Below are 19,128 nucleotides of genomic sequence, written 5' to 3'. Positions count from 1 at the left end.
TAGTTATCCTCGGTTAAATAATCTGATTGATATTTGTTGCTATCCTGTTGCTCAGGCGATTTGGGTTCGGCATTATTTGCAAATAAGGCAGTGTCTCGACCACCTTATCTGCTGAGCTACCTTTCATCTGCATCACAAATTTGCGCGATTTTCAAGAATCTTTTTAACGGGAGTCAGTCCCTTGATTTGGACTTCCAACAACCTTGGGAGCCGCTCCAGGAGCTTCAGGTTCACTACCGGGACTAACGTCAGTACCGGATTGTTGGCCGGTCATGCGATATCTCTCATCCAGTGGAGTTTCACCCTCTTCTGTGGTCGGTATACTTGTTTGGGTTCCCGGATTATCTTGAGGGTCATATTTTGCATCATCTTGCCGAGTATCTGGAGGATTCTGTGATGTCATGATTTGCACTTGTTTTTGACCTTACTATACAAGGCTATCATTCAGTTTCAAGTAGGTGTTCTATCCTTAGACATGACTCGTTCTACCACTAATTCTAGAGGAAGTCTTGAGGGAGAAAAATTAGACAAAATATGTATGTTGCACAAAATATGTATGGGCAATCATTCTCCATCGGGCTTAACATTTGCTGTACGCCCAACACCGCTGTAGAAAATCATCCGTACTTTTCCCCGCTGTATCGATTACCGTGTGTTGCCCTGTGCTTCGGTGTCCCGATCGCGGCGTCCCAGCAGGGTGCCAACAGCGGTAAGAACCTCCGGCACTGCCAGTACAATGGAGGCGATCGAGCAAACCGTCGCAACTTGGCAGTATTCACAAAACGCTTTGTTCTCGCTCCATTCCTCACGAGCTAACTCGACATTGGTCACTCCGTCCAACACCAGCTTGATACCCATTGCAATGGGTAGCAAAGGATTGCGCCTAGCGCGGTCTAGACCACCAGCAGCAGCTAGCCAAGCAGTGATGGCATAATTAGCCACCATTATTGGCCCGTCGGGTGAGTTGAATTTGTTGTAAGCTTGACACTCCTCGACCTGAAGGTACGAGGATTCTTGGATCACTCAGTCAACTTGCTCGTTGGCGTCACCACCAAAGAGTAGAGATTGTTCTGTCCCCAAGCGTTTATTTCGGCGTGCCCCGCCGTATTTAAAGAAATTCCTGCCTGCTTCAATCCTTTCCTCACAATGTTAATTCCCGCATTGTGATCGCGATCTAACGTTGTACCACAATTACAAATATGAGTGCGAGTTGACAGCTTTTTTTTAACCAAGTTGCCACAATTTGAACACTGTTGAGAAGTGTACTGAGGATTGACAGCAATTACCGTTTTTCCGTACACCTTCCCAAAATATTCCAGCCATTGAGCAAACTGTGACCACGCTGCATCACTAATTGATTTAGCAAGCTTATGATTCTTGACCATATTCTTAACCTGAAGTTCTTCGTAGGCTACAAAATCGTTAGATTTTACCGCGCACAACGCCGTCTTAATGGCGAAGTCTTTACGCTGCCTCGTGACCTTCAGGTGCTTTCTTCCTAACTTATTGATCGCTTTCTTCCGATTACCAGAGCCTTTCTTTTTTCTAGAAACTCGTCTCTGCAATCTTTTTAAAGCTTTTGCGCTTTTTCGGAGATACCTAGGGTTGGCAACCGTTTCGCCATCGCTATCGGTGTAGAAATGGTTTAGTCCTACGTCTATTCCGATAGCTTTCCCAGTGAGAACAAGCTCCTCTTTTCGCTCCACGTTGATACAGAATTGGGCGTAGTATCCGTCAGTACGACGCACAATTCTGATTCTTTTTATCTCATTGGGTGCATAAAAATGCAGCTCCCTACTACCGATTAGTTTAAACTTTCCCGCTGCGAAACCGTCTTTAAGAGTCAAACACCTTTTGTCGGCAGAAAGCGCCCAACCCGAAGTTTTGTATTCGACGGATCTAGTATGTTTTTTAAACTGTGGGTAGCCCTTTTTTCCTGGTTGCTTAGCTTTGCAATTAGCGAAAAAACGTTGGATAGCAAAAATGGCACGTTCTGCCGAAGCTTGACGTGCCATTGAATTAAGCTTGCCTGCCCATTCAAACTCTTTTGCCATGACGGCACATTGTTTGTATAGGTCAACAAGCTTAATTCCTTGATTGTCCATCCAATATCTAAGAGTTTTATTTCTGACAAATTGAGCTGTTCTGATCATCTCGTCGATGACCTGATATTGCTCTGCTTTGCCTTTTAATTTAAACTCTAAGACTATCATGCGATTAGTTTACCACACCTGCAAATACTTTTCTCGTTTATGCGTTTACTCCATAAATTTTTACAACAAGAAAGAGAATTAAAGCCGTCCTAGAAGGACGGGGCTTTAGACCCAAGTTTTTGGTAATTAGAAGCGTCAACGCGGTCTGCATTGAAAAGCTTTTGTCCCGGCGGATCTGGTAGGTGATTAACGATCCGACTCTGGTAGAGTGTCACGGCTTGTCCCATCGAACCCCCAAGCATAGATAAGCCGATAATCCATCGCCGACGGTCATGTGAGGGTTCTTTCCTTGACGCAGCTCCTCACTCAGTTGTTTGGGGTCCATAAAGCGCAATCCTCAATAAAAACGTATGCGTTAACGGTCACATCAGCCATACACGAAGCGTTTCAATGAAAATGAATAGGATAGGCACTAGGAACCCAATTCAACGACGCGATCGTCCTGCGCTGAAAGTGTATAGATTTCCCATCATTTTATGGATTCAGTTTGATGCCTACCACTTACCTAAGAGGTACTTGTAAATAAAGCGCTGTATTTCAAGCTCTTGTATAGAAAAGCTTCAACTCGGTTAATATTATGTCCCTTCTTTAGGTAGACCCTTAGACAAAGTAACAGGATTAAAGTTTAGTAGAGGCCTTTGTAGTGAATAAAATCCTTTTATGGAAAAATGAAGAAGAAATTTTTGTATCGGCTTAATAAGTAGGGGGAGCACTTCTTCTAGTTGCCAAGACAAGCCCAAGGGATGAAGAGATGTAGATTTAATGGTGGATACTCTGGGCAACATTCCCGGCGACTTCCTGAATTGGGAGTTCTTGATGTTGAAGCCTTTTCAGTTAGGAGTTCAGAAGTATATTGACCTTCTGGAGAACATCTATTTTGAAAGCAAACTAATCAATTTTCTCCGGATGGAAAAGTGGCTTTTTGATAGTCCCGACCAAGCTGGAGAGGCTTACCGACAGTTCATGAAAGATTTCTCTCAGGGAAAAAAACTGATTCAAGGTCAGGTTGAGATTGGCAACAAGCGAGTGGATCTGGGAAACATCCGCATCCCGATTTTGAACATTTACGCCGAGCAAGATCCTCTCCTCCAGCATCTTCCTTAGCTCTTAAGACATATATTGCTAGCGAAGACTACACCTTGCGCTCCTTCCCAGTTGGGCACATCGGGATCTACGTCAGCAATAAAGTGCAGCGAAACCTTCCTCCAAACTATCGTCGATTGGCTTAAGGCGCGATCGGAGAAAAACCCATGCTGGTGTTCTGCCTCACCACGATGCCTTCGTTTGCTGCGATCGCCCACTTAGGTGCGTGCAAACGGGTGTTAAATTTTGGCAACTCTGTTCCTTCTACACAACCTAGCTTAACGTTAATATCCATCTAGGAGTAGACAAAAACAGAGCTTCATTGATGCTATTCTCTGAGCATCTATAAAGATAAGCAGTCCCATACTTAAAACGTAATTCAACACCCCGAACTCAGCACGCTAGGGGGGTGTTAATTAAAACAAACATTGAACGGCAAGACTACGTTAGCTAACAAAGAGAGAGGCTGTATGGCTCAAACAAAGAACGATTCAGAAATCTTGCCGGAGGATTTTAGTGACCCATCGGCAGATAACGCCTTAATCGAGCCGAAACAAGACCGATTAGGATATGCACCCTTCGCCAAACATCTTGCAGACAGTATTTGCCAAATGAACTTTCCTGAAGGGTTCGTTATTGCAATTTACGGTTCCTCAGGTTTTGGCAAATCCACACTATTGAACTTTTTAACGTACTATCTCGAACAAAAGCCCGAGAGCGAGCAACCTATTATTGTCCCTTTTAATCCCTGGTTATTTTCTGGCGGCGAAGACATCACAAGGCGCTTTATTGGTCAATTACAGACTGTTTTGAGCCAATTTAAAACTGTCTCCAAAGGCATCCTAGGTCGAATAACTAATCTGGCTAAAGCAGTTTCTGAAATTCCTATTCCTTACGCTCAAGCTAGTAAGGCACTTGTAAAATTATTTGACGATAAAGAGAAGGAGACTTCGGACTTAAAAGAAGAAGTCGAAGATACACTAGAAAAGCAGCATCCGCGAATCGTAGTAACCATTGACGATATTGACAGGCTCTCCGCTGAAGAGATTAGTCAATTATTTTATCTTATTAAATCAATTCCCAACTTTACTAACGTTGTCTATTTGCTCGTTTTCGATCAAGAAGTTGTCATCAAAACCCTCACAGATAAACAACCTTTACCCGGAGACACCTACCTAAATCAGATTGTTCAAGCTTCTTTTGAGTTACCTCTTCCAGATAAAACCTCACTCCGCAAGCTACTTTTTGAAAAACTCAATGGCATACTGACTGACGCACCAAAGCCACTACTCAATCAAAATCGCTGGGGCAATGTTTATTTACAAGGGATAGACCACTTTATTACCAACCCTCGCGACATTACTCGTCTAACCAACCTCTTAACCGTGACATACCCAGCGGTGAAAAGTGAAGTGAACCCTGTTGATTTTATTGCTATTGAGTCCCTGCGAGCCTTTCGCCCAACGATCTATGACATAATCCGCAAAAATCCTAAATTCTTTGCGGGAAATGTGGATGCGGAGGGTTCTCTAATTCCGACCTGGGACGAAATTAAAGATTTTCATTATTCGTGGCTGGCTCCGTTTGAAGATGAAGATAAAGAACCAATCAAACGGCTGCTATTGCACCTTTTTCCTAAATTAGAAGGTGTTTGGTATAATACCTATCCCCCTGCCCAAGACGAGTCAATATGGGGCAAGCAATTACGTATTTGCAGCTTAGATATATTTCCCAACTACTTCCGTTTAGTCTTAACACAAGATGAATTCTCGGATGCTGAGATAAAAACAATTTTTGCCTTGGCAAAAGATGCAAAGGCATTTGGTAAAAATCTTGTAGAACTTGCTCATCAAAAACGCTCTGATGGCACGACGCAAATTCGGGCATTTCTTGAACGGCTTGAGGATTACCCTGAAAAAGAAATTCCTACCGATTGCATTCCTTCAATTGTGAAAGCTTTGTTTGATGTCGGCGACCAGCTTTTGCCTCCGGAAGACGAACCGCATGGAATGTTTGATTTTGGCAATGACATTAGAATTGAACGCCTGCTCTCACAACTGTTGCATCGAATTGACGAACAAGCACGGTTTGAAACCTTGAAAGAGGCAATATCAAACGGTAACGCCTTATCCATAATTGTGCGCGAAGTAGCAGCCTTGGGTCAGGAACAAGGTAAGTATGGACCAGAGGAATTTATCCCCGCAGAGGAATGGCTCCAGAGTGTAGAACACCTTAAAGAACTTGAAGGAATAGCCTTGAAACGGCTGCGAGATGCTGCACAACAAAACTCCCTACTGCAATCCCCAAAGCTATCTGAAAATTTACACTATTGGCAAAGTTGGGCAGGAGAAGAGGAAGTCAAGCAATGGGTTGAAAAGATTATTGAGGATGACGAAGGGCTAGTTAATTTCTTGGAGAATTTGCTGCCAAAAGATTTTAGTGAGGATGGGTCAAACGAAACTCCCAGAACAGGCTACAAACTTGACCTTTACTGGCTCGAACCCTATCTCGAACCATCCGCTATCGTTGAGCGAATGAGGAGTCTCGGTGAAACGAGCGAGTTAACAGAAGATCGGAAAAATGCGATCGCCCAATTTATCCAAGAATATGAGATGCACCAGCAGGGACAAGGCTCGGATTAGGCAAGGATTTAGGCGGTCGAATAGCAGCGCTAGAGCCTCGATCCGGTAATCAAAATGGTGTGGAGGGTATGACGCAACTGACTGGCGACGAACGTTAGAAACTCATCGTTCAGAGAAGCAACCAGGGCGAGGCCAAAAATTTATTGCTATTCCTTTGCTTCAATCAGCTTGGTTGGGTGCCTGACTGGGAATAGGCCGCGAATTAGCTGACTCACAGGCACCGAGCGCTGCTCGTGAACAAACACCAAGGGCAGCAGGGCAAACAGCCGCAGGACGGCTGAGAGAGCAAATGCCATTGGCAAACCACCAAAATGAGTCAGACTCGCGACATAGCTACCAACAGTGATTCCGATCGCCCCAGTGATTCCAGGAACCGCCGCCGCAATAGCAAAATAAATCGACTGATTGCGTAGCGGTGTCACCGACATCATCAGATTGCCACTGCACAGGTCAATCGCTGCCCAAGTCCCCCCGGCCACTATATGCAACAAGGGGAACCACACCCAAAGGAAAAAGGGAGTAGTTCCAGCTTCTAGCCACAGTAGAGGCGTCAGAGCCACCAAGACTCCCACAGTTATCATCACGGGGCGATTACCAATCCGGTCAGCCAGTCTGCCCCAGAACATCAGCATCAGTAAGTTAGCACCAGCTCCCAAGCTGTTATAGAGCGTTACCACACTGACATCTAGGTGGAGATCCCCCAGCAAGTAGAGGTTAAAGAAGGGAGCGCTCATGTTAACCGCAAAGCTCCAGAAGCCTGCGTAAAGAAGAAACCTCAAAAAATTGGCATCCTTGAAGAAGCTAAAAACTGTCTCCCAAGGTGACAGGTGGTCTGTATCCGAATCGGTGACCTGTAAAAGCTTTGGATTCACATCAGTCATCCAGAAGTGAAAGCCCAGACTGATTATCCCCAGCACGATTCCCAGAACCAACACCGCACCGAAGCCAGAGAGCGAGCCACCGGGCCACTTCGATACTGCTAGACCCAGAAGCGGCACAGCGATGAGATTGGTTAAGGTCACAACACTATTGCGAAAGCCAAAATACCGCCCCCGCAATCGGTCTGGTACTAACACAGCCATCCAGCTAAAAAAGGAAGCACGGCCCAAAGCTTCCATGATATTAGTCACCCAGATAATTGCCAGTGTCAACAGCACCAACTGATCTCCAGCCATACGAGATGAGCCCACCAACCAAATCCCTGGCACAACCAGCAACCACAGCAGCCGCGACGAGCCAAAAATCAACAGGGAATACCAATTGCGGCTGTTCGTGCGGTCTCCCAGATAGGCTCCCAGGGGTTGCAGCAAATTGGTTAGCTGAGGAATTGAGGCGAGCAAACCAATTTCTACTGTACTGGCACCGAGATCCAGCAAGAAATTACTAAGCAAGGCGCCGCCAATGATACTGGAAAAGACTGTAGCGAAGCCTCCTTCGGTAGTTAATGCCTTAAGGCTTGTCCGAATTTCTCGCTTGGAAATTTTTTGAGGCGGCTTTGGAGGAAATACCGTCTCTGATAATGCCCTATTCTCTTGTTCGACTTTTAATACTAAATCTTTCTCGGTGTGTTGAAAATCTTCAACTATTACTCCTTGGAAGTTTAGTAATCCTGTCAGTAGAGGATTCATGAGGGTTCTTGGTAATATCCGCTACATTAACATATGATAAGCAGAAAACCAATGCTTATTTCGTTTTTCGCCACATCCCCACTAGGATAGATATGTTGAAAAGCTTTTGTAATAAGCAATTATACTTAATTATAGTTGAATTTTCAGAAATGGTACCAGGCGGCTCTTGTCCCCGCAGTAGTTCATTGCAATGAACTATGAATAAAAATCCCTCCCCGTTCCGGGGGAGGGTTCGTCAATTCGCCATCTCAAGACTAAGTGGATGAGCTTGCAGGTGGACCTTCATCCTCAAGTTCTTCTATTAATGGTAATGCTTTCAAAGTGGTGCGTCCTGCTTGAATAGCCGCTGCTTGACGCTTGAGTGTTGGGATCAGGACTCGCATTAGCTCACTCACACGCACAGAGCGCTGCTCGTGAACCAACACCAATGGCAGGAGGGCCAACACCCGCAGGACGGCTGAGAGAGCAAACACCGTTGGCAAGCCTCCAAAATCAGTCAGAGTCGCGACATAGCCACCAACCGTGATTCCGATCGCCCCAGTGATTCCAGGAACCGCCGCCGCAATAGCAAAATAAAGCGACTGATTGCGTAACGGCGTCACCGACATCATCAGATTGCCACTGCACAGGTCAATCGCTGCCCAAGTCGCGCCGCCCACTATATGCAACAAGGGGAACCAAGCCCAAAGGAAAAATGGAGAGGTTCCAGCTTCTAGCCACAGCAGAGGCGTCAGAGCCACCAAGATTCCGACAGTTATCATCAGCGGGCGATTGCCAATCCGGTCAGCCAATTTGCCCCAGAACATTAGCATCAGTAAGTTAGCCCCAGCTCCCAAGCTGTTATAGAGCGTTACCACGCTGACATCTAGGTTGAGGTCCCCCAGCAAGTAGAGGTTAAAGAAGGGAGCGCTGATGTTAACCGCAAAGCTCCACAAGCCAGAGTAAAGCAGAAACCTCAAAAAATTGGCATCCTTGAAGAAGCTAAAAACTTTCTTCAAGGGCGAGCCGTGGTCTGTATCCGAATCGGCGGCGTGTACTAGCTGCGGGTTGACATCGGTTATCGAGAACTGAAAGATCAGACTGAGTATTGCGAACACAACTCCCACAACCAAGACCACACCGAAGCCAGAGAGCGAACCACCCGGCCACTTCGATACCGCTAGACCCAGCAGCGGCACGCCGATGAGATTGGTTAAGGTCACCACACTATTGCGAAAGCCAAAATACCGCCCCCGCAATCGGTCTGGTACTAACACAGCCATCCAGCTAAGAAAGGAAGCACGGCCCAAAGCTTCCATGAAATTACTCAGGCAGATAATTGCCAATGTCAACAGCACCAACTGGCGCGGCTGCATACGAGATGATCCCACCAACCAAATCCCAGGCACAATCAGCAACCACGGCAGCCGCGACGAGCCGAAAATCAACAGGGAATACCAGTGGCGGCTCTTGATGCGGTCTCCCAGATAGGCTCCCAGCGGTTGCAGCAAATTGGTTACCTGAGGAATTGAGGCGAGCAGACCAATTTCCACTGTACTGGCACCGAGATCTAGCAAGAAATTACTAAGCAACGCGCCGCCAATAATACTGTAAAACACCGTAGCAAACGCACCTTCGGTAGTTAATGCCTTGAGGCTTTTCCGAATTTCTGCCTTGGGAATTTTAAGATGCGGGTTTGCAGTAAATAGCGGCTCTGATAATGCTTTATGGTCTGGGGTGTCCTCAATAACCAGAGGGGTCAGAGGACTCGTTTCTACTAAAATGCTATCTTCGTGTGGACTGAGCATATTATCTAGGCAATATTTAAAGACTTAATCGGAACTACCTTACTGCTTTGATCTGAGTGCCTTTCTAAAGACAAATGTCCTAAAAAATGCTTTATTTAAATCCTGCAATGGCAACCCCTTACCTGCTGAGCGTCAATTAGTAAACGCCATAAAGTATTCCAGAAATATAACCACAACCTGTCCCAAACAGTCAGGTTTTTTTATACAGAATTTATATAAAAAACTCTATATTTTAGTATAGTAGAACTTTAATAAAAAGTTTACAAAAATTTTTATAGATAATTATTGTTTTTTGTAAACAAATTTTAACCTTTCAGTTACAATATTTGGTTAAATTATTTTACAGTTAATCCTTAGAGGGTATTTCTCAAGATAGAGTTGTTAACTCTGAGGATGGTGCAGATATGCTAGCTCTAAGGTTCTTGGAGTTAGAAGTTGAGCTCGTAGATTTCAACTCGACTGAAATTTCCTAGAGTGACTTCATCTTCAAGCGGAAGAATTTTTAATGAGGATTTTAAGGAGTAGGCTCGATTGAAGCCAATAAATGTACAGGTGGTTGCCGTTGTTGGGTTTGGAGGGGCATCGGACTTGAGGTAATCATCAGCTTGGTTTCAGGAAGGAGGGGCAAAAGGAAGGGGTTGTCTCTGCTAGCACTGAGGTGGGGCTAAATTCTTTGGTGGGCGAGATTTGTATCTCTGGCGGTGAGGCAACCCCTTTCGTTTCAAGATAGGTCGATCGCCCTAGCAGTACATTCCATTAGCTAGAGGAGAGGAAATGGATCGCAGCTTAGGATGTTTAATAAAACAGGAAATTTTCTAGGGAACGATGAGCTTATTACTAATAGATATGGATGGTACGCTCCGTGAACCGCTCAGCGGACAACAATACTTCCAACATCCCAAAGATCAACGCATTATTGAAGGTGCCCAGATTGCCCTTGGCGCCTACAAAGAGGATTGGATTATTGTCGGCATCACCAACCAAGGTGGAGTTGCCGCCGGTCATAAGTCTATGCAAGAGTGCATCCAGGAACAGCAATACACGCTTGAGTTATTCCCAGAGTTGAGAGAGATCTACTTCTGCCCCGACTTTGAGGGTAAAAAGTGTTTCCGCGTCACTGGCCACAATGTTCATAACCACAGCCAAACTAAGTGGTCCCGACATTACCGCAAACCGCGATCGGGTATGTTGCAACTAGCAATGGTCAGACACAAACACACCCCGCAAAATTCGCTGTATGTGGGCGATCGCCCCGAAGATGAACAAGCGGCGCAACGAGCAGGTATACCTTTTCAATGGGCATGGGACTGGATCGAGCAACATCAAGAGGCGATCGTCCCCAACCTTACAGAAGTATAGTAATGGATAGGATAGTCATGGAACGAGAGATTACAGATAGCAACGGCATTACCTGGGTATGTATTCAAGCCTATTCTGGGATTTCCCACAATGCAGAAAACCAGGATGCGGCTCAGGTTAAAGGACAAGAAGATAGGTACTGGGTAGTCTGTACGCCTAGTGGTGGCGCAAAGTCAGTGCGGCTCAAGCTTCAGGGCGAATGGGAAAAATCCTACTCTGATGAGATGTTGCTCAATGAAATTCAAGCACAGCAGGGGGTATGACCACAGCAAAATCAAGTGGTCTGGACAATACCGTAAACCGCGATCGGGTATGCTGCAACGAGCAATGTCCGAGACAAACACACCCCGCAAAATTCGCTCTATGTGGGCGCAAAAAAAGTAGTCATTGTAAGACTATTTTTGCATCCTAAAATAAGTGCCAAGGAGCGCAGATAAAATAATTTCCAGCCGTAAGCATGAGAACCATTTCTCTACTTGGCGAAAGTCTTCTAGTTACACGCTAGCTTGAGCACTCCATGAACTCTGCATACAGTCAGGCGTTGGTACTTTTATTTGAGAACCCAATACAGATTCATCAGGTCTAATCGGAATTTCACTGATAATATCATCACCTTGAAACCGGAAAAATGGATGGGGCAGTAGCTCGATAGTCAGGTATAAATCTCCCCTAGCTTGCGAGAAGGGACTGGGACGACCCTTACCCTTGACACGGATGCGGCCTCCGGGTTTGGCCCCTGGTGGAATTCGCACATTAATCGTTAATAGGCGTGGCTGTGTCAGGGGAGAGTATTACTCCGGGTCTACCAGTTACGTGCCGTATTTTTAACAATTTTTGCAGACCGCCAGCACTATATTGTTTTAACCATCTATTTACAGTGATTCTCTTTACACCTCGCAGGTTCACTACATCTGTAAAGCTTTGGTTATATCCAGCCTTTAACCAATCTCGGTGTCTGAATTTGTGGTCGATTAATTATAGTTCACGGGCCGACGACAAAATTATTTTTAACTCCTCTGGGGTTAAATCAATTTTTTCTTGGTAGTTTACGTGCATAAAATATTTCTCCAACTCTCAGCGTCCTTGTAGTATTATTTTGGGGAACAGACATTAAAATTCATTTATTTACCTAATTTTTTTTCTGCCGACCTACTTAGATGTATATAGCCATCCTAAATCATTTGTGAATTTCTTACTCCCTCCCCTTGATAAGGGGAGGGTTGGGGTGGGGTCAAAAATTTACGACACCTGCAAGGATTGCTATATACAGCGAGCCAGATGCTGGCATTCCTTCCTCTAAAAGTAAAATTCACTGAACAAACACAGCAACAACCCGGTTTCTTTGATAAACCGGGTTGCTAAACACAGAGCTTGGTTTAAATCTGTTCTTCCCCTTGATTAAAATGCTGAATTCCTTGATTTTCCTCTAGGCTACCAATAGCCTCTTTGGGAATATTGAGGATGCCTGTAAACGAATTTTGGCTTACTTTCAAAGCTTGTTCCTTATTTTTGTACTCGGCTAGTTCGCGCTGTAAGTTGTCAATTTTCTGTTGAAAAAGAGCGGATTGTCTTAGCATTTTTTGTTCTGAAAAATCCAGCATTTCCATTAAATTGGCAACTTGATATTCCAGTAATTGGGTTTCGGCTAAATTGTTATTAGTAACAAAATTTTTAGGATTTTTTGAATAGTCAAAAACACTTAGTTCGCCGGGGATGGACAATGCTGTTTTTACACTAAGTGCCAAATCTTTAAACATTTCAGCCGTGCTTGGGGGAATTTTAACTTTCAGGAACATCACTACCGCAAACAAACTTCCTGACGGCAGAAGTCCCCCAAATCCCAAGACAGACTTGACTTGGTAGGGGATAATTAAGGAATTTTGCTCAGGAATAAAGGGGCTGCCTTTTGCTTCTGATACGTGAAAAATATTTAATACTGCGGGTTCTAATTGCAGGAACCTTTCTCGCTCAATTCCGAGGAATGTAGGAATATCTAAACCAAACTGCCGGATTATTTCCGAAATCGCCGGCATTTGAGCCACTAATTTGGTGCTAACTAATGGAATAGCTGTATGTTCTGCTGCTGTGTGCCGAGAATTCCACTGCGGTTGTGTGCCGGCTGCTGCTAGCAGAGTCCAACATTTCATGTCGGCGGCGGGGGAATTGCCCTTCATCAAGCGGCGGGCGGATTGTTGCAATGAGTCTTCTAATTCCCCGTAGGGATGAGTTTTGAACAAACGCACTAAGGCACAGCTATTTTCTCCAGTTTGCGAATCGCAAAAATGTCGGTAAATATAGTTAACAATCTTCTGGCTGCTGGCTTCCATACTAGCAGTATTTCTACCTAAGTGGCGCAGGACTAAGCTGCATTTAGCCATGTCTTGCGGGGTAAATAAGGTAATATCGTACATTAAAAAATGCTCTCCAAGAGCTCAAACACTCTTGTTCATTTATCGTTAAGGCCGCTACGGCATCCGGAATCCTACTGAGAGTTTTGAACAAAGTGTTAGTTAAAATATTTATAAAATTGGCCCGCAAAATGCAGCAGTTGTATGGCTGGATACAGAAATTAAGATTAAAGAAAAAAAATCTATCCCCTAGGATAGGCCACAAGGACAGAAAAGCCGATGTTTAATTTTTAAAAGGGTTTTTTACGAAAACTCCCCCAGAGGAATTAAAAAAACGGGGTTTTTCACCGGATATGCCTCGCGTTTTACATGGCATTTTCGTAGATAAAAGTCGGTTTCTGGGTAAGCCATGTTCACCGAAATCCTAGAAACTCAAGCTGCAATTTTTGTGGCGGGCGATCGCAGGCCGATTTATCAAAAATTGGTACAATTTCATCAGTCTTGGACGCAGAAACCGGGTTTGCTTACAGAGAAAAAACCCGGTTTCTTGGGTATTGGTAAGTAGATGCTGTGTTCCAAACTTTTAACCACCCCAAACAACTCTACTCAGCAGGTTGAGACTTTGCTTCCAGGGCATCTTTAGCAGACAATCCCTGATCTTGAACGCCAAAATACCACAAACTAGCAGCAGCTTCGGCACGAGTCACTGATTTCTTCGGCTGAAACAGAGTAGTAAAACCAAAAACGCGGCGAATATTCGCCAAATCTCCATTGTTAAAATCAGCTAAAACTGCCCGCGATGCCTGGGAATCAATCTTAGAAGCATCTTGAAAACCCCACTTTTCTTTCACTCCGTCAATGTTAGCTGTGGGCAAAACTTGACGAGTGTCTAAAGGTACTTTCCAAAGAATCATTGTTTCGCGAGTTAAAGGTGCATCCGGGCGAAATTTCACATCTTTAGTTTCTCCCGAAAGCGAACTCGGAATTACACCTGCTTCTGCTAAACCTTGAATTGCTGAAAAATCCGGGTCAGTTTTGGGTATGTCAGAAAAGGCAGGTTCGCTAGAGTCTACTGCTAATCTAATTTGTTTGGCTTGACGGCTAGCATAAATCTGATTGTTAGCTGCTACTAACCAGCGGGCGTATTCGCGGCGAGTGACAATTTTGTTGGGTTTGGCCAAAGTGCCGGCTGTTTCTAAATTAGCACTTTCTGCAGATCGCACTTTCAGCACTTCCAACTGACTTAAATCAGCAACATACTGCCGCAACTGTTGAGGAATTTCGGTGTCTTGTTGGCTAACTTGTGCTGATTTTGGCGAGGGGGATGGCGTTGGAGTAGTTCCCTCTGAATTAGATGGAGTTGGTGAAGCGGTTGGAGATGCGCTAGACTCGGAATTGTTAGGTTGGGGACTGGCGGCAATCTCGGGGCTTTCTTTGCTGTAGTCGATCGCAAATTCTGTAGAACCCCCTACTTTCTGAGTAGGAGAAAGCGACACAGTTACCCGTAAATTATCTCGCGTTGCTACTAAAGAACCTTGTCCCTCGGCGGTGGGGCGGCTGACTATTTCCCAGTTGCGACGCCCAAACTCTGTGGAGTAAAAGTTCTGAACCGAATTAACAGGATCTGTGCTTTCCCAGCGCAGCCGCACATTTTTTTGCGACGGATCGGTTTGCCCACCAACTTCGATTAACTCAGCATTAGGATAGAGTGGAATCTCTGTCGGGAAATCGGGAGGAAGTTTGGCGGTAGAGTTTGTCTCAATTGCTGTTGCCCGTGGCGGGGAAGAGAAAACTACTGGGTTTTGTTTTAATTTTGGATCGGCGGCTAAAGCTTCTTCGAGGGCCTTGCTGTTGGGGCTGTTTGCACAAGCTGTGACAGCAGCCAGCAGACATACAGCCAGCCAAGTATTTACAGCAGCGAGTATATTGGTTTTATTGGTTTTAGTGATTTTAGATCGCCTTGAAGAGTTGCCTCGCCGTTGAGTAAATATAATATTCAACATAAATCGCCCCTTTGCAGATATATTTCTAGGCTAGCGCAGATCGATCGGGCATATATAATTTTTACCCAAATGAAATTTTTGTATTTACTTCTAGTTACTGCTACATTACTTTCATACCCGGTCAAGTTTGCCCGTCCCGCTGCATCTCAACCAGCCCCGCTGCGGGCAGAAATTCAGACGCCCGAGTGGCAGCCATTTTGCTCGGCGATGGGCCAGTTTGCGATCGATATGCCGGGAACTCCTAAAATTAATTCAGAAATTTTTTCAAATCAAATTATTGCTCATACATACCGATCGAACTTAAAAAACAAAGAATCTTATTTGCTTCAATACTTTGACCTAGATTTTCGCCTGACGAACAATAATATCAATAATATCAGAATTACTTTAAATAATGCCGTTGATCTTTTCGTCGTGGCAGCGAATGCTAAAGTCTTGCAAGTGCGGGATATTTCCCTCGGAGGCTATCCGGGAAAAGAATTTGAGTTTCAGCCGCTTTCCCCCACTGAACCTGTAGGTGTAGGTCAAGTTTTTTTGGTGGAAACCCGCGTTTACGGCCTGGTTGCCACTACCCCAGAACCAGAAAATGCTCAAAAATTTCTCGACTCTTTTCGTTTGTTTTGAAGCAGGAAATTTTACACTGAGTAGTGTACGGTATTTAACGGATTTCAGGGATGGATATTGAGTGAACCGAGAAAATTGAAAAATTAGTTGGGAGTAGCGCTCAAATTTATTAATAAAACTTACGCTTTTAAACTTGGTGTATAGGAAAATATTAGCTTTAGTAACTAAAAATTTCGGAATCAACCGGGTTTCTGAGGAATAGTGCGTGCCCGACTAATTAAGTTGAATTAGCTCTAAGACCTTATTTTGTTTTTTGTACTCTATCTAACGACATAGATAAATTTTACACCCGTGGAGCGATGTAGATACTTGCTGAACTTTATATATTTGATATAAGGATTTGTAAATCCAATAAGAAACCAACGCAGAAAGCAGAAACAAAGACAGAAACAAAGATTCTGTCTTGCTTAATCTGGCTCCTAAATCTGGCTCAACGAAGTCAGACTCATCGAAAGCTTACCCGGACGGTATTAACCTATTATGAACAAACTAACACCAATTCTCCTCAGCGGCCTCCTATTATTTGGAGCTGCTGCTTGCAGCGAAGGGGCTAAAACTAGCTCTGATGCTCCTAATTCAGCCACAGAAAATACCAGTAGCCCGCCCCCAGCCGATACAGTTCAAAAAACTCAGGGTGACGCCACTAGCGAGATTCGCAAAAACCAAGCAAATTCTGATATCAGGGCCAGAGAACAGCGCAACAATGTGACGGGCGGCGATGCAATCAGAGCTGATGGCGACCTGCAAAGTGAAGTGCGCTCCAAGTTAGAAGTAAACATCACTAAAGGTGCGCTAACTGTTGAGGCAAAAGATGGCCTTGTCACCGTAGGCGGCACAGTTCCCAATCAAACTGATTTAGCTAAAATTGAGCCACTAGCTAAAGAGATTAAGGGTGTCAAAGAGGTGAATGTTACGGCTGTTGTCGCCCCCGCTGCATCGGCATCGCCTAGCAGCAATCAATAAATTAAAAAGAAGAAGTCCGAGGGAAACAAGGAAGAACGATGTAGCGATCTAGGAGAGAAGTCTGAGGGAAGAGGGTAAAGTTGGGCATTGTAAGATTGCTTTGGGAGCGGCTCACAACGATTAGGTGACTCTCTAGAGAAAGCGGGGTTTTAAGTTAAAGGGTGTAAATTGAATTTAAAATTAACGCACTCAAAACTCGCGCAATACCTGCAACTTCCCCTTCCCCATTAGCGATTTTTCAGCCCGGATAATTAGTGGGAAACCAACCTGAAGAGAGAGCGGGAAGTTATTCCCAGCGACCGATGAAAATTGTTGGAAAAAAATGAATAAATGTGATTGATGGCAGAGCATAAATTCTGTGGTTGTGTAAAAGTAGTATATTCTCAAGGAGAAAAAAAATGGCTTTAGGTCAACACAAGCGAGCTGTAGGAGCATTTTCTAATTACCGAGATACGGAACTAGCCCTGATGGAGCTGCAAAGTACCGGGTTTCCGATGAATAAAGTTTCGGTAGTTGGGGAAAATCTCGATAGCAGCGAAATTGCGGGCGCTAGCACTGGTACTGGTAAGGGTACCGACGACAAAGCGGGCGGCGGCGCAAAAGCAGGCGCGACAGCGGGAGTCGTGACAGGCGGTTTGATTGGGTTGCTCGGAAGCATTGGAGCGCTGGCGATTCCGGGAGTTGGCCCGGTGATGGCGGGGGGCGCGCTCGCAACTCTGCTGGCAGATACTGTTGTCGGAGGCGCGATTGGGGCAGCAGCAGGCGGTTTGGTAGGCGGTTTGGTCGGTTTGGGAGTCCCCGAAGCAAAAGCTAAAGGTTATAACGATCGCGTCTCGCGCGGAGAATATTTGGTATTCGTAGAAGGAACAGATGCCGAACTCGCCACAGCCGAAGGAATTATGAGCGTGCGGGGCATTCAGGATTGGGGCATTTACGATGTGCCGGCAGAGACCGGCCGCAGAGCTTCGGGCAGCCAGAAGCGCGCCGTGGGAGTATTTTCAACCCGCCGCGAGACGGAACACGCACTGGGAGAACTTAGAACTGCCGGTTTCGACATGAATCGGGTTTCGGTCATCGCTAAGGATGCTGACTCGAAAGGGGAGATCGCAGGCATTGACGTGCACGACAGCACAGACAACAAATCCGATGAAGGAGCCACAAAAGGCGCCCTCACAGGTGGCACTTTGGGCGGTTTGACAGGCTTGTTGGTAGGTCTGGGTCTAGTGGCCATTCCGGGAATCGGGCCGATTATGCTGGCAGGAGCCTCAGCTACGGCGATCGCCACTACACTAGCCGGTACGGCTTTGGGTGCAGCAGCAGGCGGCTTGATCGGAGCTTTAGTCGGTATGGGAATTCCCGAAGAGGAAGCTAGAGCATACAACGATCGCGTGGCAAGGGGAGATTACTTGGTACTGGTTGACGGCAGCGAAGCAGAAGTCGCTAGAGCTGAAACCATTTTGAGCCGCGGAGGCATTCAGCATTGGAACACCTACGACTATACTCCCAGCGTCGATAACGCTCGGGCTGATTACGGCGCTCCCGGCACTCCGGGCGCTGATACTACCGCTGGTATTTACGATCCCACTCATGGCACTACCGGCGGCCGCCCTCTGATTTAATACTTCCGAGTTTGTTTGGGTATTGTTTCTACTTCCTGCCGGGTAGTCGCACTCGCGCACTCGGATTGTCGAAACTGATCCAAGCAACATCGGCGAGCTAGGAGTTTTGGACTTCCTCGGTAAAATTATCTCAAAAGTCGGCTTTTTCTCTGAAAGTCGGCTTTTGTCGTGGAAAGTGGAAACATTAAAAAACGCGACCTGTCACCAGTTGAATTTTGATGGGTGGCCCAGGCCGGGAGCTGGGCTTTGCGCCGGAGGATCGATCGGCTCCCTTAATTTTTATACCCTCAATCCGCAGTGTTTTTTTACTCTGTAACACTCACTACAGCTCGATTGCAAACCCCGCAGTATTATCAAATTAGATGACATAAATTACAGCAGATATTGCCCAGTTTGTCAAAGAGCGACTATCTTTAATTATGGGGTGGCTAATTTCACCAACTTATACAGGTGAAGTACCCAGTCCCGCGCGCCCAGAAATGCCTGGGGTGGTCGGCAAATATTAGAATAATAATATTGTCGGAGCCTTGGGGCAAGACTTAGGCCGGTCATTAGTTGGCTGTAGCAGCCGAATTGCCGTTGGCAAGACCTGCTACAGGAATACAGTTTTTCTGGGAATGCCTCAGCGAAACATTTGAGAAGCCCAGGAACAGCTTTTATGTCCGGGAGCGCGTCTGGTGTCGGGTGTTCTGTTAATTAGAACCGCAAGCGCTCATGGATCGAGTAAAGATTGATAGCAAGCACAGCAGCGCGGGAGCACAATGGCTCGCGGCTCATTTTTTCGCGAAATCTCAGGCTCAGCGCAGCGTATTGTTTGCTTTGCCTGCGACTCGTTCAGCACTCCGAGGGAAACAGCCTT

17 protein-coding genes are annotated in these 19,128 nt (G+C 45.6%); 8 read left to right on the top strand and 9 right to left on the bottom strand.

The genetic code is table 11. The features are described from left to right. Positions 1–163 precede the first annotated feature (163 nt). The 3 genes from QUB14_RS00585 to QUB14_RS00575 form a co-directional block, all read right to left on the bottom strand. Positions 164–403, bottom strand: coding sequence for a hypothetical protein (locus tag QUB14_RS00585; RefSeq protein WP_190655907.1), 240 nt, complete (start codon positions 401–403; stop codon positions 164–166). 242 nt (positions 404–645) lie between these two features. Next, positions 646–1,023, bottom strand: a complete 378-nt coding sequence (locus QUB14_RS00580; RefSeq protein WP_333213699.1) for a vitamin K epoxide reductase family protein — start codon at positions 1,021–1,023, stop codon at positions 646–648. After that, positions 1,020–2,213, bottom strand: coding sequence for a transposase (locus tag QUB14_RS00575; protein WP_333213701.1), 1,194 nt, complete (start codon positions 2,211–2,213; stop codon positions 1,020–1,022). Before QUB14_RS00575 ends, QUB14_RS00580 begins: the two co-directional genes overlap by 4 nt. 762 nt (positions 2,214–2,975) lie before the next feature. On the opposite strand from QUB14_RS00575, the gene QUB14_RS00570 reads away from it, so the two are divergent. Then, the gene (locus QUB14_RS00570) at positions 2,976–3,317 is read left to right on the top strand and encodes a hypothetical protein (protein WP_333213703.1); all 342 of its coding nucleotides are present in this window, start codon (positions 2,976–2,978) and stop codon (positions 3,315–3,317) included. 121 nt (positions 3,318–3,438) lie between these two features. On the opposite strand, the gene QUB14_RS00565 is transcribed toward QUB14_RS00570, so the two are convergent. Next, complete coding sequence (locus QUB14_RS00565; protein ID WP_333213705.1) at positions 3,439–3,591, bottom strand: hypothetical protein; 153 nt, start codon at positions 3,589–3,591, stop codon at positions 3,439–3,441. 175 nt (positions 3,592–3,766) lie between these two features. Here QUB14_RS00565 and QUB14_RS00560 point away from each other — a divergent pair, with 175 nt between their 5' ends. Continuing rightward, positions 3,767–5,938, top strand: coding sequence for a P-loop NTPase fold protein (locus QUB14_RS00560; protein WP_333213707.1), 2,172 nt, complete (start codon positions 3,767–3,769; stop codon positions 5,936–5,938). A 146-nt stretch (positions 5,939–6,084) separates the two neighbouring features. Here QUB14_RS00560 and QUB14_RS00555 read toward each other — a convergent pair whose 3' ends face one another. Both QUB14_RS00555 and QUB14_RS00550 read right to left on the bottom strand, forming a co-directional pair. Further along, positions 6,085–7,566, bottom strand: coding sequence for an MFS transporter (locus QUB14_RS00555; protein ID WP_333213709.1), 1,482 nt, complete (start codon positions 7,564–7,566; stop codon positions 6,085–6,087). Positions 7,567–7,820: 254 nt separating this feature from the next. Further along, entirely contained in the window at positions 7,821–9,353 is a 1,533-nt protein-coding gene (locus QUB14_RS00550) for an MFS transporter (RefSeq protein ID WP_333213711.1), read from the bottom strand. A gap of 825 nt (positions 9,354–10,178) precedes the next feature. Between QUB14_RS00550 and QUB14_RS00545 the strand changes: the two genes are divergently transcribed. Both QUB14_RS00545 and QUB14_RS00540 read left to right on the top strand, forming a co-directional pair. Continuing rightward, on the top strand, positions 10,179–10,712 hold the full coding sequence (locus tag QUB14_RS00545) for an HAD-IIIA family hydrolase (protein WP_333213713.1): 534 nt from the start codon (positions 10,179–10,181) through the stop codon (positions 10,710–10,712). 17 nt (positions 10,713–10,729) lie between these two features. Beyond that, entirely contained in the window at positions 10,730–10,975 is a 246-nt protein-coding gene (locus QUB14_RS00540) for a hypothetical protein (RefSeq protein WP_333213715.1), read from the top strand. Positions 10,976–11,206: 231 nt separating this feature from the next. Here the strand turns inward: QUB14_RS00540 and QUB14_RS00535 are convergent, their stop codons facing one another. Beyond that, positions 11,207–11,464, bottom strand: coding sequence for a DnaJ C-terminal domain-containing protein (locus tag QUB14_RS00535; RefSeq protein WP_333213716.1), 258 nt, complete (start codon positions 11,462–11,464; stop codon positions 11,207–11,209). A 624-nt stretch (positions 11,465–12,088) separates the two neighbouring features. Continuing rightward, entirely contained in the window at positions 12,089–13,123 is a 1,035-nt protein-coding gene (locus QUB14_RS00525) for a histidine kinase (protein WP_333213719.1), read from the bottom strand. A gap of 346 nt (positions 13,124–13,469) precedes the next feature. Here QUB14_RS00525 and QUB14_RS00520 point away from each other — a divergent pair, with 346 nt between their 5' ends. After that, positions 13,470–13,625: a hypothetical protein gene (locus QUB14_RS00520; RefSeq protein WP_333213721.1), complete on the top strand. Its 156-nt coding sequence runs from the start codon at positions 13,470–13,472 to the stop codon at positions 13,623–13,625. Between the two features lie 37 nt (positions 13,626–13,662). On the opposite strand, the gene QUB14_RS00515 is transcribed toward QUB14_RS00520, so the two are convergent. After that, positions 13,663–15,063, bottom strand: coding sequence for an S-layer homology domain-containing protein (locus QUB14_RS00515; protein ID WP_333213723.1), 1,401 nt, complete (start codon positions 15,061–15,063; stop codon positions 13,663–13,665). A gap of 69 nt (positions 15,064–15,132) precedes the next feature. On the opposite strand from QUB14_RS00515, the gene QUB14_RS00510 reads away from it, so the two are divergent. From QUB14_RS00510 to QUB14_RS00500, 3 genes are all read left to right on the top strand, one after another. Continuing rightward, the gene (locus QUB14_RS00510) at positions 15,133–15,687 is read left to right on the top strand and encodes a hypothetical protein (protein ID WP_333213725.1); all 555 of its coding nucleotides are present in this window, start codon (positions 15,133–15,135) and stop codon (positions 15,685–15,687) included. 480 nt (positions 15,688–16,167) lie between these two features. Further along, entirely contained in the window at positions 16,168–16,650 is a 483-nt protein-coding gene (locus tag QUB14_RS00505) for a BON domain-containing protein (protein WP_333213726.1), read from the top strand. A 398-nt stretch (positions 16,651–17,048) separates the two neighbouring features. Beyond that, the gene (locus tag QUB14_RS00500) at positions 17,049–18,269 is read left to right on the top strand and encodes a histidine kinase (RefSeq protein WP_333213728.1); all 1,221 of its coding nucleotides are present in this window, start codon (positions 17,049–17,051) and stop codon (positions 18,267–18,269) included. Positions 18,270–19,128: the final 859 nt, after the last annotated feature.

The organism is Microcoleus sp. B3-D2, from assembly GCF_036705345.1.
Taxonomy (GTDB): Bacteria; Cyanobacteriota; Cyanobacteriia; order Cyanobacteriales; family Microcoleaceae; genus Microcoleus.
The sequence above is the reverse complement of the archived record's forward strand: the minus strand, read 5'-3'. Positions and strand labels throughout refer to the sequence as shown.